General features: G+C 60.1%; 15 protein-coding genes. 10 read left to right on the top strand and 5 right to left on the bottom strand.

Annotated features, from left to right (window positions below; genetic code table 11):
- Positions 1-6 precede the first annotated feature (6 nt).
- Positions 7-1092: a PA0069 family radical SAM protein gene (locus NDK18_RS05915; RefSeq protein ID WP_250627308.1), complete on the bottom strand. Its 1086-nt coding sequence runs from the start codon at positions 1090-1092 to the stop codon at positions 7-9.
- Between the two features lie 127 nt (positions 1093-1219).
- Here NDK18_RS05915 and NDK18_RS05910 point away from each other — a divergent pair, with 127 nt between their 5' ends.
- Positions 1220-1936: a FadR/GntR family transcriptional regulator gene (locus NDK18_RS05910; protein WP_250625236.1), complete on the top strand. Its 717-nt coding sequence runs from the start codon at positions 1220-1222 to the stop codon at positions 1934-1936.
- Between the two features lie 16 nt (positions 1937-1952).
- Here NDK18_RS05910 and NDK18_RS05905 read toward each other — a convergent pair whose 3' ends face one another.
- Complete coding sequence (locus NDK18_RS05905) at positions 1953-4190, bottom strand: alpha-galactosidase (protein ID WP_250627307.1); 2238 nt, start codon at positions 4188-4190, stop codon at positions 1953-1955.
- 101 nt (positions 4191-4291) lie between these two features.
- Between NDK18_RS05905 and NDK18_RS05900 the strand changes: the two genes are divergently transcribed.
- A complete protein-coding gene (locus NDK18_RS05900; protein ID WP_250627306.1) occupies positions 4292-5704 on the top strand; it encodes a sugar porter family MFS transporter in 1413 nt (470 codons plus the stop codon).
- A gap of 49 nt (positions 5705-5753) precedes the next feature.
- On the opposite strand, the gene NDK18_RS05895 is transcribed toward NDK18_RS05900, so the two are convergent.
- Entirely contained in the window at positions 5754-6533 is a 780-nt protein-coding gene (locus tag NDK18_RS05895) for an SDR family oxidoreductase (protein WP_250627305.1), read from the bottom strand.
- The gene (locus NDK18_RS05890; RefSeq protein ID WP_250627304.1) at positions 6530-7462 is read right to left on the bottom strand and encodes an aldose 1-epimerase; all 933 of its coding nucleotides are present in this window, start codon (positions 7460-7462) and stop codon (positions 6530-6532) included. Before NDK18_RS05890 ends, NDK18_RS05895 begins: the two co-directional genes overlap by 4 nt.
- A gap of 255 nt (positions 7463-7717) precedes the next feature.
- On the opposite strand from NDK18_RS05890, the gene NDK18_RS05885 reads away from it, so the two are divergent.
- The 8 genes from NDK18_RS05885 to NDK18_RS05855 all read left to right on the top strand — a co-directional run bounded on the left by NDK18_RS05885 (position 7718) and on the right by NDK18_RS05855 (position 16257).
- Positions 7718-8944 (top strand): hypothetical protein, encoded by a 1227-nt coding sequence (locus NDK18_RS05885; RefSeq protein ID WP_250627303.1) that lies wholly within the window; start codon positions 7718-7720, stop codon positions 8942-8944.
- A 55-nt stretch (positions 8945-8999) separates the two neighbouring features.
- Positions 9000-10085, top strand: coding sequence for an RHS repeat domain-containing protein (locus NDK18_RS05880; protein WP_250627302.1), 1086 nt, complete (start codon positions 9000-9002; stop codon positions 10083-10085).
- Positions 10086-10175: 90 nt separating this feature from the next.
- Positions 10176-13031, top strand: a complete 2856-nt coding sequence (locus NDK18_RS05875) for a hypothetical protein (RefSeq protein ID WP_250627301.1) — start codon at positions 10176-10178, stop codon at positions 13029-13031.
- A gap of 51 nt (positions 13032-13082) precedes the next feature.
- Positions 13083-14009 (top strand): RHS repeat domain-containing protein, encoded by a 927-nt coding sequence (locus NDK18_RS05870; protein ID WP_250627300.1) that lies wholly within the window; start codon positions 13083-13085, stop codon positions 14007-14009.
- A gap of 250 nt (positions 14010-14259) precedes the next feature.
- A complete protein-coding gene (locus tag NDK18_RS05865; protein ID WP_250627299.1) occupies positions 14260-14799 on the top strand; it encodes a hypothetical protein in 540 nt (179 codons plus the stop codon).
- 343 nt (positions 14800-15142) lie between these two features.
- Positions 15143-15445 (top strand): NTF2 fold immunity protein, encoded by a 303-nt coding sequence (locus NDK18_RS19470; RefSeq protein ID WP_425502733.1) that lies wholly within the window; start codon positions 15143-15145, stop codon positions 15443-15445.
- A gap of 45 nt (positions 15446-15490) precedes the next feature.
- Complete coding sequence (locus tag NDK18_RS05860) at positions 15491-15832, top strand: hypothetical protein (protein WP_250627298.1); 342 nt, start codon at positions 15491-15493, stop codon at positions 15830-15832.
- Between the two features lie 11 nt (positions 15833-15843).
- Complete coding sequence (locus tag NDK18_RS05855) at positions 15844-16257, top strand: hypothetical protein (protein ID WP_250627297.1); 414 nt, start codon at positions 15844-15846, stop codon at positions 16255-16257.
- A 60-nt stretch (positions 16258-16317) separates the two neighbouring features.
- On the opposite strand, the gene NDK18_RS05850 is transcribed toward NDK18_RS05855, so the two are convergent.
- A complete protein-coding gene (locus NDK18_RS05850; RefSeq protein WP_250627296.1) occupies positions 16318-17436 on the bottom strand; it encodes an alpha/beta hydrolase in 1119 nt (372 codons plus the stop codon).
- Positions 17437-17936: the final 500 nt, after the last annotated feature.

Raw genomic sequence — 17936 nt, 5'->3', positions numbered from 1 at the left:
CGTGGGTCAGAACAATTCTCCCTGCGGAGAATGAATCCTCGGTGGCACGAACTTCGACGTATCCAACACCGTGTCCCACGCGCGGTGCAGGCCCGCCTTCCGCGAAGCAACCTGCACCCGCTTGCGAATGATGTCCGCGAATACCCCTTGCCCGCGCATGCGCGTCGCAAAGTTGGAGTCGTAGTCCTTTCCGCCATTCATCTGCTGGATGAGACTGATGATATGTGAGGCGCGGTCTGGGTAATGCTGCTCGAGCCACTCCCGGAACAGCTGCTTCAACTCATGCGGTAGACGCACGCACGTGTATCCGGCTGACCTCGCGCCAGCAACGCCTGCCTGCTCGATGATTGCCTCCAGATCGCGTTCGTTGAGGGCCGGGATGATCGGCGCGACGAGCACGCCGACCGGGACGCCTGCGCTTGCCAGCGTCTGCACCGCCTTCATGCGCCGGTGTGGCGCGCTCGCGCGTGGTTCCAGTTTCGACGCCAGCTTGTTGTCCAGCGAGTTGATCGAGATGAACACCTGCACCAGGTTGCGTTCGGCCATCGGTACGAGAATGTCCAGATCGCGTTCTACAAGGGAGTTCTTCGTCACGATCGTGCACGGATGGTTGCATTCATTGAGCAAGGCCAGGGCGGCGCGCGTGAGGCGCCACTTCTTCTCGATGGGCTGATACGGGTCCGTGTTGCTGCCAATGTTGATCGGCTTGCAAATGTAGTTACGTTTGGCTAGCTCCCCGCGGAGAATTTCTTCCAGGTTGGTCTTGGCGGAGAGCTTGGTTTCGAAGTCCAGGCCAGGCGACAGGTTCAGATAGGCGTGGGAGGGGCGGGCATAGCAATAGATGCAGCCGTGCTCGCAACCGCGGTAGGGATTGATCGCCTGGTCGAAGCCGACGTCCGGGGAGTCGTTGCGGCTGATGACGCTACGGGCGCGTTCCTCGCGTACCTCGGTGATAGGCCGCGGGACCTCTTCGACGTCGCGCAGCCAGCCATCGTCCTCGGCCTGGTGCCGCGTATGCTCGAAGCGCCCTTCCGGATTGGAGGCAGCGCCGCGCCCCTTATGGACATGTATGGTGGGCAAGGGGTCGGACATGGCTTTATCGTAGACGGCGCATGTCTCAGCGCATGCGACATGCAGGCGTGCGCGGTAAAACAGCGGATGACGTCCCGGTGCCAACCTGCTATACGTAATTTGTAGTACAAATAGGGAAGAATAGCGAATGGTGAAACCCATAGTCGTGCGCAGCCTGCACAATCAGGTGATCCAGGAGTTGGGGCAACAGATCGTCAGCGGCGAACTCGAGGCGGGCCAGAGCCTGCCACGGGAGGAACTGCTGGCCGAAAGCATGAGCGTAAGCCGGACGGCACTGCGCGAGGCGATGAAGGTGCTTTCGGCGAAGGGCCTGATCGAGTCGCGCCAGAAAACGGGCACCCGGGTGCGCGCGGCGATTCACTGGAACCAGCTCGATGCCGATGTGCTGGCCTGGCGCTGCGCGGCGATGCCGACGGATACCTTCGTCGAGGAGCTGGTGGAGATGCGCGAGATCGTCGAGCCGGCCGCCGCGGCCGCGGCAGCACGCCGGCATACGCCCGAACAGCTGACCGTGATCAAGAACGCCTACGAAGCCATGGCTGCCGCCGAAGACCTCGATGCCTGGGCGACCGCCGACCTGGCCTTCCACGAAGCCTTGCTACGGGCCACCAACAACGGGTTGCTGACGTCGCTGTTCTCGGTGATCGAGACCGCGCTGGGCACCTATTTCGTGATGTCGGCGCGGAACTCCGCCAATTTCAAGCTGGCACTACCGCAACACTTCAAGGTGTACGACGCGGTCCGCCGACGCCAGCCGGAGGTCGCGCGCCAGGGGATGCTGAAGCTGGTGGCCGACTCGCGCAGCAATGTCCATCACCGGCCCGGGAAATCCGGGACCTCGTGACGGTGAAAGCGGCCGGTCAGCGGCCGCCGTTCACGCGATCGAACACCACGGCGGCGGCATCGAAGTCGCTATGCAGGCCCAGATCGATACCGTGGCTCATCCAGTACGCACCGCTGGCGACAGCGGGTGTGCCGGGCGCGACGGTGCCATGGATCGCCCGGTAGCGATAGCGCGACGAGGCGTCGAGGCCCTGCAGGTGGATCGTGGGATAGGCCTGCGCCTCCTGGCCCTGGCGCAGAAAGGCGAACAACACGGCTTGGCTGCCGTCGGCCGCCACCGATTCGGTCGCCGAGTACGGCGCCCGCTCCTGCGGTGACAGCAGGCGATATAGAAGCCCTTGCTGCACCGTGGCACGGATGCCCTTGTACGCCTCGACATAGCTACGCGCCGTAGCGTCCTCGGCGGGCGTCCATTCCAGGATGTTGGCGCCAATGCCCAGACCGCCCTGCATGGAGGAGAGGAAGCGGAAGTCCAGGGAGCTATTGCGTTTGTTGACCCAGTTCGGCGAACCGGTCACCCACGCCATCATCACCGCCGGCGTATAGGCGTAGGAGAAGCCGTCCTGGATCGAGAGGCGGTCGGAAGGGTCGGTATTGTCCGAAGGCCAGACCTCGTCGGTCAGGCCCATGATGCCCAGGTCCACCCGGCCGCCGCCGCCCGAGCACGACTCTATTTCCACACCCGGATGGCGTTCGCGCAGCCGGCGCATGATGTCGTAGAGGTTTTGCACATAGGTCACGTAAACCTTCTGCTGCTCTTCCGGCGCGACCTGCGGCCAGCCCGGCTCCGACCAGTTGCGGTTGTAGTCCCATTTCAGGAACTGGATGTCGTTCTCGGTGAGCACTTTGTCCAGCGCATTGAAGACATAGTCGCGGACATCCTGGCGGGCAAGGTTCAGCACCAGCTGGTGACGGCCGAGACTGCGCTGGCGGTCCGGGAAGTTCAGTACCCAATCCGGATGCTGGCGATAAAGATCGCTGTCCGGGTTGACCATCTCAGGCTCCACCCACAGGCCGAAGCTCATCTTCAGTCCATGGACCTTGTCGATCAGCGGCTTCAGTCCGTTGGGGAATTTTTCCCGATTGACCACCCAATCGCCCAGCCCTGCCTTGTCGCTATTGCGGGCGCCGAACCAGCCGTCATCGATGACGAAGCGTTCCACGCCGAGCGAGGCGGCCTTTTCGGCCAGGCGTTCCTGTTCGGGCTCGTTGACCTTGAACTCGGTAGCTTCCCATGAGTTGTAGAGCACCGGGCGCAGCTTCGGCTTGGGGCCTTCGGGCAGGATGCGGGTGATTTCGAACCGGTGCATCAGGCGCGAAGCCTCGCCGATGCCGTCATCGGTATAACCGGCGTAGAACACCGGCGTATCCAGGCCCTCGCCCGGCTGCAGCCGGTAGCTGAAATCGAAGGGATTGAAGCCGCCGGTGATACGCACCTGGTTAAGCACGTCCTGGTCGATGTGGATATTCCACGAACCGCTCCAGCCCAGCGCGCCAAACCACACATGGCCCTGCGACTCGTTCCAGTGGCCACCGCGCTCGATGGCGAACCAGGGGTTGTTCTCGTCGCCCGTGGAGCCACGACGGCTTTCAAGGTCCGTGGCGCCTGGCGTGAGCGGCCGTGTGCGCACATGCCATTCGGCGGCCCAGGTACCGGTGAGGTAGCGCAGCGAATAGTCGGTTGCCGCCGGCAGGTTCCAGCTGGCCGCGGCTACGCGGTCAAGCGTCATCACCTGGGTGGCGTGGTTCTCGATGCGGGCCGAACGACCGATGATGCCAGTGGCGGGGTCCGCCACGTAGCGCAGGATCACGGTGACCTTGGCGGCCTTGTCGCCCAGGGTGACCTGCAGGCCACCGTCGTCGATCTTGTAATTCTCGTAGCGAAGGATCAGGTCGCGGTTGCCGTCGGCGAAATGCGCTTTAAGGTCGGGCATGACGGTGATCGGACCGCCCCAGCCGGCATACTCCTGCGGCGTGTTGGCGCCGATGGCGTCGAAGGCGGATCGCGACTTCGGAGGCGTGGCGTTACCGACCGCATCGTCCGGCGCGAGCCGCGAGCCCCAGTAGAGCGTCTGCAGGATGCCGTCGTCGTTCACGCCGAAGGCATAGGTAATCTTGCCCGCGTCGATGCGGAAGGTTTTATGGTCCGCGTCGTAATGGATCGGGGCGGTGGGTGTCGCCGGCTTCGCGGCAAGGCCAGAGGTGCCCAGCAGCGCCAGAATGGCCGCGGCCATGGAGGTCTTGGTTTGATTCACTTGATTCCCCGGTCCCTTGATCGCCAGCTCAGATCATATAATATTATTTTTTAGTAAGTCTCACGCTGCGATGCAACACGCCCCGAAGGAGTACCGAGTCGATGCAGGTGCAAACCCAAGCCGTTGAACCCTCGGTGGCGAACCCACTCTACCTCTGGTTGATCTGCCTGGTCGCCGCGTTGGGCGGGCTACTGTTCGGTTACGACTGGGTGGTGATCGGCGGGGCCAAGCTCTTTTACGAAGCGTACTTCGCCGTGCACGATCCGGCCATGTCCGGCTGGCTGATGAGTTCGGCCCTGGTCGGCTGCGTCGGTGGCGCGGTAGTGGCCGGCATGCTCGCCGACCGCTTTGGCCGCCGGCCGGCGCTGGTGATCGCGGCCATCCTCTTCGTGGCCTGTGCGATCGGTACGGCCATGGCGAACGATGTCACGGTCTTTGCCATCTTCCGCATCGTCGGTGGTATCGGCATTGGCCTGGCCTCCGGACTTTCGCCGCTGTATATCGCCGAGGTCAGCCCGGCGAAGAACCGCGGCCTGTTCGTGGCGATCAACCAGCTGACCATCGTGATCGGCGTGCTGCTCGCCCAGCTGGTGAATATGTGGATCGCGCGGCCGGTGCCGCCCGGGCTGGATGCGGTGGCGCTGCTGCAGAGCTGGAATGTGCAGAGCGGGTGGCGTTGGATGTTCTTCGGCGAGGGCGTGCCCGCGATCCTGTTCCTGCTGCTGGTTCTCTTCATCCCCGAATCCCCGCGCTGGCTAAGCAAGGCTGGGCGTGACAGCGATGCGCGACGGGTACTCGAGCGGATCGGCGGCGTCGCCTACGCGAGCGAAGTGCTCACTGCCATGCATGACAACCGCACCGAGCACGAGGCGACGCCGATGCGCGCGCTATTGGCGAAGAAGGTGCGCCCAGTGCTGGTGATCGGCATCGTGCTGGCGGTATTCCAGCAATGGTGCGGCATCAATGTGATCTTCAATTACGCGCAGGACATCTTTGCTTCCGCGGGTTTCGATATCAACGACACGCTGAAGTCGATCGTTGCCACGGGCTCGGTCAACCTGGTGTTTACACTGCTCGCGCTACGCCTGGTCGATAGCTGGGGCCGGCGTAAGCTGATGTTGCTGGGCGCCGGTGCGCTGACGGTGATCTATGCGCTGATCGGTGCAGCTTATGCGATGCATATCCTCGGCTTGCCGGTGCTGGTGCTGGTGCTTGCGGCCATCGCGGTGTACGCGACCACGCTGGCGCCGGTGACCTGGGTGTTGCTGTCGGAGATTTTCCCCGAGCACATCCGTGCGCAGGCGGTGGCGCTTGGCGTGTTCGCGCTATGGATCGCGTGCTTCGTGCTTACGTACACCTTTCCGTGGCTCAACGCGCACCTCGGGCCGGCCGGGAGTTTCTGGTTCTACGGAGCGATCTGCGCGATGGGGTTTGTGTTTATCTGGCGGCGTGTGCCAGAGACTTCCGGAGTGTCGCTGGAGGAGATCGAGCGGCGGCTGGGAAACCACGGCTAGCCGCCAACGGGGTCAGAGTTATAACTCTGACCTCCAATCGGCAGGCGTCTTAAGCGTGATAGAGCTGACTGCGGCCACCGTCGATGAGGATGTCGGTGGCGTTGATGAAGCGCGCTTCATCGCTGGCCAGGAACAGCGCGGTGTAGGCAACCTCGGAAGGTTCACCGATGCGTTTGCCAGGCAGCAGGTCGGCCTGGCGTTGGCGCTCGGCTTCCGGATCGGGGCAGGAGGCCAGCCAGCGTTCCGCGGCTGGCGTCATGATCAAGCCGGGCGAAATCGAGTTCACGCGGATACCGCGGCTGGCGTATTCGATGCCCAGTGAGCGGGTCAGGCCGATCAGGCCGTGTTTGGCCACCGGATACGGGAAGCTGCCCGGGATGATCTTGTGGCCGTGCACCGAGGCGATGTTCACGACGTGGCCATAGCCGTTGGCCAGCATCGACGGCAGGGCCGCGCTGATGCAATGCCAGGCGCCACGCAGGTTGACGTCGAAGCAACGGTCCCATTCGGCGGCTTCGAGGGTCAGTGGATCACGGAAGACGTTCACGCCCGCGCAGTTGATCAGGATGTCGATGCGACCGAGCGTGTCGACAGTCTCGGCGAAGCACGCGTTGATCCGCGCCGCATCAGTGACATCCGCATGCAAGGGCAGGCAGCGACGGCCGGTCTGGGCATGGAGGTCCTGGCTAAGCCGGACCACCGCTTCGGCGTCCATGTCGAGCAGGGCAAGGTCGGCGCCTTCGCGTGCGAAGAGTTCCGCGATGGCGCCGCCGATGCCGCTGCCCGCGCCGGTGATCAGCGCTTTCTTGCCTTCGAGTCGTTGGGTCATGCCATGGTGTCCTGATCAGGCCCTGCACTTGAGGCAAGGGTATCGTCCACCACGCGGAAGACGAAATGGCGGGCGAAGCCGGTTTGCGGCGCAAGCATGGTCATGCCGTTGGCGACCGGGCCGCCTGGCAGATGGACGGCGTTGATCGCATGGTCGACGGGTTCGAAACAGAAGAAGTCCTCGCCGGCCGGCGTGTACATCACGAAGGCGTCGACATCGGTCTCCACGTGCAGGTGCAAGCCAAGGCGCGGCCATGAAATGACCGCGTTGCCGTTCCATGCGCGAAAGCCGTGATTCACGCCTTCGGGCAATGCCTTGTCCTGGCGGAAATCCCAGGCGGGCGGCACCTCGACGAAAGCCACGGGCAGGGGAGAATCGCCTTCGGTGATACCTACCTCGGATGCTGGCGCAAACAGGGTCGCGCCGCCGTGGCTCGGAAAGAACGGATGCAGGCCGAGGCCGAAGGGCAGGGTCGTCTTGCCGGTATTGGTGACCTGTAATTCCACATGCAGCGCGTCGTCGCGCAGCAGATAGCGCAGGCTTGCGTGGTAGGCCCAGCCGTCCGGCGTTGTTTCGTCGAGGACGAGCAGGGCTTCATGCTCACTGACGGTCTGTGGTTGCCAGTGGCGCTGCCAGCCGCTGCCGTGGATGGGGAAGGGTTCGTCGTGCCGATTTGCCGACAAGGCGATGCGGTGGCCGTCGACGGTAAAGCCGCCTTCGGCGATGCGGTTGCTCCACGGTACCAGCGGGTAGCAGGCGAGCTGGTTCGGGTCCTGGCCGCCGCCGGGTACTTTCAGCGCGAGATTGCCGGTACGCATCAGGGCCAGGGGATCGCCGCGGCCATGCCATGCGAAGCGGGCCAATCCCCCACCCACCCCGGGCAGGATCTCGACGCCGAGGCGGGAATTTTTCAGGCGTAACACGTCCATCCACTCACCTTATTACGAAGCGGGAATGCCATGAGGTAAGGGGCATCGAGACATTTCGAAGTTAAATAATAGTATTTTACTATAATAGAAATTCGTCCTAGTGCTATAGCTGCAGCGCAGCATCCCCGCCTGAATGCTATTTGCCGAAATTGTCTAGGAAGAAGTCCTATAGACGCTGCAACCGGCCGTGCGCAAAGAATTACGACATCGTAAGAATTTGCATAGCCCGCGGGCTAACACACTCAGGGGAAATCAATGCGCAAGGAAGGGCTGCTCGCCTATATGGCGATCGCTGTGGCTGTGTGTTCGGTTGGAAAGGCGTTCGCCGACGTCACCCCGGAAGACGAATACAAGAAGAAGATTCGCGTCTCCGAGGAAATCTCGCCTCTGGGCGAGCACCCCTTTGGCGAACAAATCAGCACGTATAACGGCGGCCTCTCGTTCCTGCAGGCGGATGTAACGGTTGCCGGCACTGGCCCCACGATTTCGCTGGCCCGCAGTTTTCGCATCCCGGATCTCACTCCATCTTACGAGTACCAGCAGTTCATCACCAACGCGATGGTGGACTGGGAGCTGGAGACGCCCCGCATCGAGACATACGCCGCGCCGCTCACCAGCACCACGTGGACGTTCCTGGATGCGACTCAGCGGTGCAGTTCCTTCTCGGGAATGCCGGACATTACGATTAATGGGCCGCACCAGACCTATATTACGTACGAGAGCAGCGAATGGTGGCATGGCTATCAACTGCACATCGACGGAAACTCGCAGGATCTTCTCTTCAGAGACGCGTCGAATACGAACTCGCCGCAGTCGGTACCGGCAGGGATGCCCACCAGCTATCCGATTGTCACCAAGGACAACTGGGTCGTCGGCTGCACCACGCAGACGGCAAACGGTGCACCGGGCCAGGGTTTTGTGGCGCTTTCGCCGGACGGGACTCGTTACTGGCTGGACTGGCTGGCCTATAAGAACGCGCCGACTATGAATCGCGAAGGCGGCGGTGCGTTGCATCGCAGGATCGCGATGATGCTGGCGTCGAAGATTGAAGACCGCTTTGGCAATTCGATTTCATTCACGTATGACAGCAATGGCAATCCGACGTCGGTGGCGGGTACTGACGGTCGCGCCGTGTCGCTGGCCTACGACACATGGCAACGCCCAGAGAAGGATATCTTTGGTAACTACATCAGCCCCCCGTCAACCCGTCTTCGTTCGATCACGGTGCAGCCAGCACTGGGCGCTACACGCAAATGGTCGTACGACTACAGTGGTGATCCCAGCATTCCGCGACTCACCAGCGTCACTCAGCCCGATGGGTCGAAATGGATGTTCGACATGGGCGGCCTGCAATCGCCCGTGATCGGCGCCCAGGAGGACTACCCTGGTTGTGAGTATTCCTGGCCCGATCACGCCGTCGCAGATATCAACCGCCACCATCACGCATCCGTCTGGGCTTGTCGGTACGTTCAACGTCCGTAACCGCACGCGCGGTTTTTCCAACGTAACGAAGATCTGTGACGCCAGTAGCGGGCAGATGATCATCAAGGTGCCGCACGCCTATCGTCAGGCGTCGATCGATAGCGAGGTCCTTTCCGGAGCGGGAATCGCCACCCCGAGAACGTGGTCGTACGCGTATTCCGCGCCCAATCAGAGCTGGGCTGAAGATTGCACCGCCGGCTGCGCAAACAGAGTGTGGACGGAAGTCACTGATCCCGAAGGGCACGCTACCCGCTATACCTTCAGTAATGCCTATGACGCCTCGAGCAGCCTGCTTTATCGTGTCGACGCTTACTCGGGAGCCTCGGGTTCCGCAGTCATCCGTTCGGAGGTAATGAACTATAGCGCTGCGGGCGCTGGCCCCTGGCCGGCCAGATACGGTAGTACCCAACTGCAGAGGGTTAACAAAGAGCAGATGGAGCGCGTCATGCCGATGGCCTCCAAGGTCATTTCGGTGAGCGGTGATACGTATACCTGGCAGGCAAATGCCTTCAATACATTCGTCCAACCAACGTCCACCACTCGTTCTTCGTCAGCGAACAGCAGCCAATCACTGGTCGAACAAGCCAGCTACCTCAACGACCTGCCGCACTGGGTGCTTGGCCTGCCCACGACAATGGTGGCGACCGGTAGTGGTTTGGCCGCACCAGTGACGGCCAGCCAGATGGATTACGACCTGGCCTCGGTGACGCCGCTGCGCCGTTACCACTTCGGCCAGCTCCTGATGACCTATGCGTTCAATGCCGCGGGCCAATTGGCCAGCTTCACTGACGGCAACATTAAGACCACGACGCTTTCCAGCTATAAGCGTGGTATTCCGCAGGCAATTGGCTTCCCCGACAGTACCTCGGTGTCGCTGGCGGTTGACGACTACGGGCAGATCAGCTCGATCACCAACCAGGCCGGGAACACCACCAGCTACGGCTACGACAACATAGGCCGGATCCAGGACATCACCTATCCGGCCGGTGACAGCGTGGCTTGGGCGCCCAAGCACTTCGCTTACAGCCTGCAGACGACAGCGGTGCTGGGCGTACCCGCCACTCATTGGGCGCGCACCGTCAACCAGGGCGCCAAGGTCTGGACCACTTACTTCGACGCCATGATGCGGCCGATTCTGTAAGTCGATTACCGTGCCGGTGACGGGGCACTGGCTATCTCCAGCCGTACTGAATACGACTGGCGCGGCAACAAGACCTTCCAGTCCTATCCCGTGGACGGTGCGGTCGCGCTGTCATCCATCACGGACGGCATCACCACCATCTACGACGCCCTGGGCCGGGTGAGTAGCACCGTCCAGCCTTCGGAGCTGGGGAATCTCACCACCACCACCAATTACCTTTCCGGCGCCCGCAAGCAGGTGATCGACCCGAAGGGCAATAGCACCATCACCAGTTTCCAGGTGTTCGACCAGCCTTCGTATGAGGCGGCGACCCAGGTGCAGGCGCCCGAGGGCGTGGTGCAGACCATCGTTCGCGACGTCTTCGGTAACCCACAATCGATCACCCAGGCCGGCGGTGGGGTAACGCCGGTGATCAAGTCCCTGGTCTATGACAGCTACTATCGCCTGTGCCGTACTACCGAGCCGGAATCCGGCTCCGAGGTCATGGCCTACGATGGGGCGAATAACCTGGCGTGGAGTGCATCGGGCCAGACTATCACCGGTACCGGCTGCGGCCAGGAGCAGGTGGCGGCGGCGGCGCGCACGACGCGCGGCTACGACGCCATGAACCGGGTGACTGGCATTACGTATCCGGCAGGGACGGCCGCCTCGTCGATGGCCTACACCGCCACTGGTAAGCCGCTGACGTCGGTCTCCGGCGCGGTCGGTTGGACCTACGGCTACAACAAGCTGGATCTGCCGACCGGCCAGACGTTGTCGGTTGATGGCTACAACTGGTCCATCGGCTACGGATACGACATCAACGGCGCGCTGGCGAGCACGGTGTACCCCGACGGCAAGGCGGTGAACTATTTGCCCGACGCTCATGGCCGGCCGACAGCGGCCGGGAGCTACGCCATCGGTGCCGCCTATTTCCCCGACGGCGACCTGAAGTCCTTCACCTTGGGTAGTGGTGCCAGCTACTTGGCTGACAAGAACAAGACCAGCCGAAATCTGCTGTTGAACTTCGCCTACGGTATAGGCAGCGCGCTCGCAGTTAGCGAGGATCTCGCCTACGACGCCAATGCCAACATCACCCAGATCACCGACCTCACCAACGCCGGTCAGCGGACCAAGGTGCTTGGCTATGACGGCCTGAACCGGCTAACCAATGCCGCGTCAAACCTGTGGGGTGGGACGGAAAGCTACACTTACGACACGCTCAACAACATCCGCACGCTTACCACGGCCGGCGTCACCAATACCTACAACTACGACGGCAGTAACCGCCTGGCCTCGATCACCAGCGGAACCGGCACAGTCTCGAGCTTCGGTTATGACAACCGCGGCAACGTGACCAGCAGGAACGCCATGGCACTGGTCTTCGACCAGGCCAATCGACTGACCCAGATCACCGGGCTGGACAGCTACCTGTACGACGCGGAAGGACGGCGGGTGAAGAAGGCGCCAGCGTCGGGCACGCCTACTTACTACGCCTACAGCCAGTCCGGCCAGCTGCTCTGGCAGTACGACCCGGTCACCGTCACTGGAACCGACTACATCTACCTTGGCAAGAAGATGGTGGCCAGCACGGTCAACGCCACCATTCCAACGGTAGCGCCAAACCTGTCCGGCCCGGCCATTGCCCAGGTCAACGTGGGGTACACACTGACGTGGACGGCGGTGCCCGGAGGCACTACTTACCAACTCCAGGAACAGGTGAACGGCGCGGCTTTCAATCCCGTCTCCAATCTCAACGAACTAAATCACGGCACCGCGCATACCGGCCCGGCGACGTTTGGCTACCGGGTGGCCGCCTGCAATGCCGCGGGGTGTGGTCCGTGGAGCAGCACCGTGAACGTCGTGGTGCAGCCGCCGCCCTCGGCGCCGTCTCCTCCCGCGTCCATCAGCGCAGTACTGGCCGGCGATCTGTCCAGTATCTCCGTTAGCTGGAGCGCAACTAGCGACACCACCAGCTACGTGGCCCAGGTTCAGGTCAATGGAGGAAGTTGGGGCGCGTTCTACAGCGGCACTGCCACCAGTAGCATCTTGAGCGCGCCGGCCGATGGAACTTACAAGTTCCAGGTACACAGCTGCAATGCCAACGGTTGCAGTGCATGGACGGGTCCGACGACTACGATCACCGTGGCGCACATCCCTACGATTCCAGCCGCCATTAGTGTCCCGGCGACCAGTACCGGCCCGATTGCCATCGGCTGGTCAACCACCACGTACCAGACCTATTACTCGCTGGAGCAAAGTTTCAATAGCGGTGCGTACGGGGCCATCTACAACGGCGCCGGCAACTCATATAGCTATACCGCCACCAGCACCGGTACCTATACCTATCGCGTACGTGCCTGCAATGCGAATGGCTGTAGCGGCTATGGGCCTACCTCTAGCTCCACCATCACCATCCCTCCAGCGTCCGCTCCGGGCATCAGTGCGCCCGGCACCAGCCCCAACGGGGCCTACACGGTGAGCTGGACAGGTGTCGGAGGTGCGGCAACGTACAACCTGCAGGAACAGTTTAATGGTGGTGGCTTCGCCACGCTGCAGAACATCGCCGCCACCAGCCGGGCGATTTCGGGCAACGGCAATGGGACGTACGGGTACCGCGTGCAGGCCTGCAATGCAGGCGGGTGTGGGCCATTCAGTGGTACTGCAAACACGTCCGTCACCCTCATGCCTGCCGTACCGGCGAACCTCACAACCACCTATCAATTGCCCACGTCGAAGGGCAAATACACGATCAGTTGGTCGGCATCGAGTGGTGCGACGAGCTACCAGCTGCAGGAGTCGACCGATGGCAGCACGTATACGGTGATCTGGACGGGGCCGGAGACGTCGAAGCTCTACACCAGGGTTGCCACGCAGCAGATGTTTTATTACCAAGTCAGGGCATGCAATGCAAGTGGGTGTTCGGCCTGGAGTGCTCGGACAAGCATCTACATCGATTCCATTTGATGCATCCCGTTTTACTTATGCGGTCCAAAACGTATTCAGGACGATAGCGACATGCGAATGAAAAACCTGTTGTCGGTTTACTTCAGTTTTGCAAGCGCGCTGTGTGCGATATTCGGGTCGCCTTGTATCTCTGCAGCCGAAACCGTCACTTATTACTACACGAACGAGCTGGGGACAGTGCTGGCGGCTACGGATGCGACTGGAAATGTCGTTGTGGAGGCAGATTACCGTCCCTACGGTGGTCAGGCGCTGGGAGCTCCTACGGATGGGCCTGGATATACGGGGCATGTAAATGATGCTGGAGTCGGCTTGGTGTACATGCAAGCTCGCTACTACGATCCATCATCTGGACGTTTCTTGAGCACTGATGCCTATCGCCCTGATGTAGCCGATGTCTTCAACTTCAATCGCTACGAGTATGCACATGCAAGTCCGTTCAGGTTTTATGATCCTGATGGAAAGCAAATGACACTGGCGGCCGCTGAAAAGGAAGCCAAGAAGATGAATGATTCTAGCGGGAAATCGGACTACGTTGTCGTGCCTGTTGAAGGGGGATATTCATACATGTTGCAACAACCAGCTGCATTGCAGTTGGCCATCGGTACTGATCGAGCTGCCGTCGAGTATTCGGCCAAGACGCCAGCCCAGTGTGCGGCGACGTGTACTGCAGCAAGTTTAGCGATCGCTGCGATCGCTGGAGACCAGAGCAAGCAGCCTGGATCAGACACGTTGAATTCGACAATCGAATATGCAGAGAAAGCAGAGAAAGTGGCTAAGATAGGCGAGAACTCGACGAATCAGGCCGTCAGGGAATTTACAAAAGGAGCTGGGGCTCTCTTCTCTTCGAGCAAGTTGGTTCCAGTTCCAGCAGTCCGTGCCGCATTGTTGGTACCGGCCACGGTCAACAATTTCAACGCTTGTATGAAGAAATGCACTTCTGATGAAGCGGCGAGGGTACGAGATGATGCAGATAAATAGGCCACTTCGATATCTTCTTCCAATTTTGTTGGCGGTCACACCTATGTTGGCTAATGCTCTGCCGCTAAAGTGTGCTTCTCCTGTCCCCTGGTTTAGCTATGAGTTCCTCGACCGACTCATGCTTGTAGATGGCCTCTCGGACGCGGTGGTCAACGAGGTTATGAAATCCCCGCCTGAGCGGAGTGCTAGACAGGTCGCGCTCTGGTACATATTCAGAAAGGCGGCTAACCCATCGGATGTCTGGAGGGGCGTGAACCCTACTGATTTCTTCGAGAGTGCGGAAGAGCCTGAAAAGGCCATAATGTATATTCTTATGTTTGGTAAGAAGGATCTATTCGGCTTCATGCCAGAAGCGCCCCGCCTCTCGTTACGGCGAAGTATGTTGGCATGGAAAGCTACCTTGCTGAGGGAGGATGAAACGAGGTCTCTATTGCTCGACGTATTTACAATAGGGTATGCAAGATCTGCGGCACGAAAGCCATTGAAGTTTCAAGAGGACAATAGCTTTTTGTGGGCGAGGGCAAATCTAGAGATAGAAGTTGGTGATATGAAAAGTGCATTCCGTGACTTTTCTATGCTCGCAGAGCGGGGGTCGATGCTTGGGCTCGTAAACTCCGCCTTATACATGCCTCAGGTTTTAGGTGACCAGTGTTTCGCGCGAGCGCGCTTGTTTATGTCTTTGTCGGGATTGAATGCGCCGGTGACATGGACGCGTCTTCCCGGTGCGGCCAAAGATGCGCCGATGTTCCAAAATGCATCGCCGTTGAGAGATTCACAAGGAACTTTCTAGGCATGGCTCCATGGGAGCTATCAAAGGAATTCTTACTTTGTCGAGTGCTGTTCATTCTTGCAGGTTTAGGGACGACTGCTTGTGCTTCTGACGATACTGCCATCAAGGGGGAGGTGCAGTCGGAACAACTTAGCCCAGACGGTAGCGTTAAGGCACTCGTATCCATAGTTGGTACAGGGGCGACGGATGTCGACGTCTCGCATGTCTATTTGCGGAAGAAGGAAGGCGGCGCCGTTCACGAAGTCATGCGGACCAATGGGTCGGGGATGCGCATTAGTTGGGTAAGCAAAGAAGAGCTAAGGATCGTTGTGCCTTGTGGTGCTGTGCTGAACTTCAACAACACATGTGGTCCAACGTGTCATTCGTATCGTTTCTGATCTTGGCGTTAGCGCCAATGTGTAGCAATGCCTCTTCGAGCTGTGCTGACCTCTCCGACACGCAAAGAGTGGTCGCCGAAATAGCGAAGAACTACATCTTTCGCACATATCCCGACTTCAAGGCGGATGACCTCTGCCTGCAGGTGACCGACAGTCAGGGCAAATGGGAAGTCACTTATCGACTACCCGCCAATAGGATTGGAGGAGCGCCCGTAGTGTTGATAGACAAGCAGACCGGGGATGTATTGCGCTCCTACCGGACTCAATGACGGCATGCCCTGCATGCTTGACGATGTAGTGAAGGGATATCGCTTATGGCTTCCGTTAATCTGAACAATTATTGGGGTGTCCAACTTAAAGGGTTGCATTTCGACCACGCGAGTATGGTTATAACCATTGATCTTTTCTGGACTGATGACGGCGCATCCAAAGAGGCCAAGCTTATTTTTCACGCGGTAACCAGTTGCCGATTACAGGCCGAGAAGGTTTTTGAGAGCGAAGTCGTGGAATTGGTTTCGTTAGATGCGAAGAAGACAGGCGGCCGCCTACGGATAACTGGAGAGCTCTCAAATTATGCTTTCGACATTGATTGCGCGGAAGTAGAGGAACTATTGGACGAAGACAAGTGCAGTAACGGAACACGGCGGTCCAGTTAGGAGCGAAATCGATGCCACACGGTTGGGTTAACTGGCGTATCGCCTTCATGGCCATGATTGTCCTGAGTGCTTCATGTGGAGCAGCTACGGCAAAGCCAGCTTTGACTGTGGTCGTTACGGTCGTGAATCGCGACACCGATAAGCCGATGGCTAATGCGGAGTTGTCGCTATACAAGTATCGGTGCTTTTTTGTGTGTCACCGGAATTTTCTCCTTAAGTCGACCACTGATGAATATGGAGTGGGATCCTTTGTCCTGGACAACAAGGCAAGCTATCGCATTTCTGTTACCAGCTGTCCCCGGAAGATAGTTCCGCCTTGGACTGAAATATCAGAGTTCGAGTTCGACCATCTTCAGGGCGGGATTGGCCAGAAAAGCGTAACGATCAAGTTCTCACCGACTTTTTGTTTGCCGAAGGACGGTTGATTTGGTGAAGCGTACGTTCAACTGTGGCGCGTTCTCGACGCTTGGCTTGAGCGACTGACGTCAACGGACAGGGGCATCGGCCGCCAGCGGCCGCACATACGTCACCAACGACACTAGCGTTTTGCCGGGCTCCTCCACCGCCACCTCATGAGCCGAGTTCTCGAACCAAACCAGTCGCTTTGATGGTGCCTGCAACTTCCCGAACCAAGCTGCCGCCAGGCTGGACGAGACATTGTGATCATGTCTGCCCAGGAACAGCACCACGGGGCAATCCAGTTTCTGTATACGGCTCAGGTCTAGCGTTATGACCTTGCCAAGGAGTTTATTCAGCGAGTACTGGCTGGCCTCGCCAACCTTGTCCACGTCGGCGTCGGTGTATTCCGGCGATAGTGACATGGCCGCACCTTCTGCCTGACCGCCTGTTCGTTGGTAGACCATGCCGCCGAATTGATTGAGCCATTTGCGCTGGATCATCAAACTGGCAACGGTGATCGGTTTCGAACCAGTGCCGTAGGGTGCGATCGAATTGAGCTCCGCAATGGCTTGCGCATTGGAGGCCTTCTTCGCCTCGTCCATGTCAAATTGCCAACCCTCGCGTTCGCTCTGCGGCATGTTGGTCATCTGGGCGACGCCGATGTAGGCGTACAGCCAGTCCGGGTGGCGCTGGGCGACTTCGAGGCCGAGGTAGGTGCCCCACGAGTGGCCCAGCAGGAAGATCTTGTCCCGGCCGAATTCCTTGCGCAGCCAGCTCACCATTTCCTCGGTGTCGGCGATCATCCGTTCCGGCGTCATGGTGGGGGCGACGGCATCGGGGTCGTTGGTGGCGTAGGTGCTGCCGGCGCCGCGTTGGTCCCACTGTACGACGGTGAAGTACTCCTCCCAGCCGCGCTGGAAGTACCAGCTGGTGGGCATCGATACCCAGCCAGGGCCGCCGTGCACCATCAGCAGGATGGGGTTGCGCTTGTCGGTGCCGCGGATGCTCACCCATTGGTCGATGCCGCCGATGCGGATCTTCTCGTGCCGCTCGATGCCTTGGGGCGTCACGATGTGGCGAAGGTCGGCGATGATCTGCACTGCCTCGGCGCGGTTGGTGGGTGATGGGGGGTCTTCTGCACGCGCAACGGATGCGCCAACACAAAAGCAGATCGACGCCATGGTCAAAAGTAATGCGAAGCGCACGGATACCCTCCCAACTGCGGGCCGGCGGCCAGCATTTGCCTGGATAGTAAGCAGGGCGGATTACGTTCGCCAATGAACTTCTGGCATGGGTAGCGTGAGTGGTCACGCTTGTCCATCTCGCGCCGGGCACGAAAGTGGTGGCAGGCAGCCAGGGTCAGAGTCCGCAACATAAACGGTCGGGCTTGCGCCCGCCTGGCTGCCCGCCCGAAGACAGATGGCCTCGATCGTCGCGGGGCGTACTTGCAGGGACCGTTGTTGAGCCAGCCGTAGGGATGGTGGCAGGCAGCCAGGATCAGAAACCGTGCACATAAACCGGCCGAGCTTGCGCTCGCCTGGCTGCCTGCCCGAAGGCTGTGGCCCCGACCACCACAGGAGCTACCTGCGGTGGTCGGGTATGTACATCGGGTTCTGATACCCGATCGTCACCGGTTACCCGGCAACCCATAAATCTTCGCAAACGCGACGAGGCAATTCCATCAGAACTGTCTCAAAGTTACGCG

Source organism: Pinirhizobacter soli (assembly GCF_015905305.1).
GTDB lineage: Bacteria > Pseudomonadota > Gammaproteobacteria > Xanthomonadales > Rhodanobacteraceae > Pinirhizobacter > Pinirhizobacter soli.
This window is presented reverse-complemented; position numbering and strand designations above follow the sequence as displayed.

Bases quoted from the DNA above. Each gene is read 5' to 3' on its own strand.
- NDK18_RS05915 (WP_250627308.1), bottom strand. From the start codon at position 1,092: ATGTCCGACCCCTTGCCCACCATACATGTCCATAAGGGGCGCGGCGCT.
- NDK18_RS05910 (WP_250625236.1), top strand. From the start codon at position 1,220: ATGGTGAAACCCATAGTCGTGCGCAGCCTGCACAATCAGGTGATCCAG.
- NDK18_RS05900 (WP_250627306.1), top strand. From the start codon at position 4,292: ATGCAGGTGCAAACCCAAGCCGTTGAACCCTCGGTGGCGAACCCACTC.
- NDK18_RS05895 (WP_250627305.1), bottom strand. From the start codon at position 6,533: ATGACCCAACGACTCGAAGGCAAGAAAGCGCTGATCACCGGCGCGGGC.
- NDK18_RS05890 (WP_250627304.1), bottom strand. From the start codon at position 7,462: ATGGACGTGTTACGCCTGAAAAATTCCCGCCTCGGCGTCGAGATCCTG.
- NDK18_RS05885 (WP_250627303.1), top strand. From the start codon at position 7,718: ATGCGCAAGGAAGGGCTGCTCGCCTATATGGCGATCGCTGTGGCTGTG.
- NDK18_RS05880 (WP_250627302.1), top strand. From the start codon at position 9,000: ATGATCATCAAGGTGCCGCACGCCTATCGTCAGGCGTCGATCGATAGC.
- NDK18_RS05870 (WP_250627300.1), top strand. From the start codon at position 13,083: ATGCGAATGAAAAACCTGTTGTCGGTTTACTTCAGTTTTGCAAGCGCG.
- NDK18_RS19470 (WP_425502733.1), top strand. From the start codon at position 15,143: ATGTGGTCCAACGTGTCATTCGTATCGTTTCTGATCTTGGCGTTAGCG.
- NDK18_RS05860 (WP_250627298.1), top strand. From the start codon at position 15,491: ATGGCTTCCGTTAATCTGAACAATTATTGGGGTGTCCAACTTAAAGGG.
- NDK18_RS05855 (WP_250627297.1), top strand. From the start codon at position 15,844: ATGCCACACGGTTGGGTTAACTGGCGTATCGCCTTCATGGCCATGATT.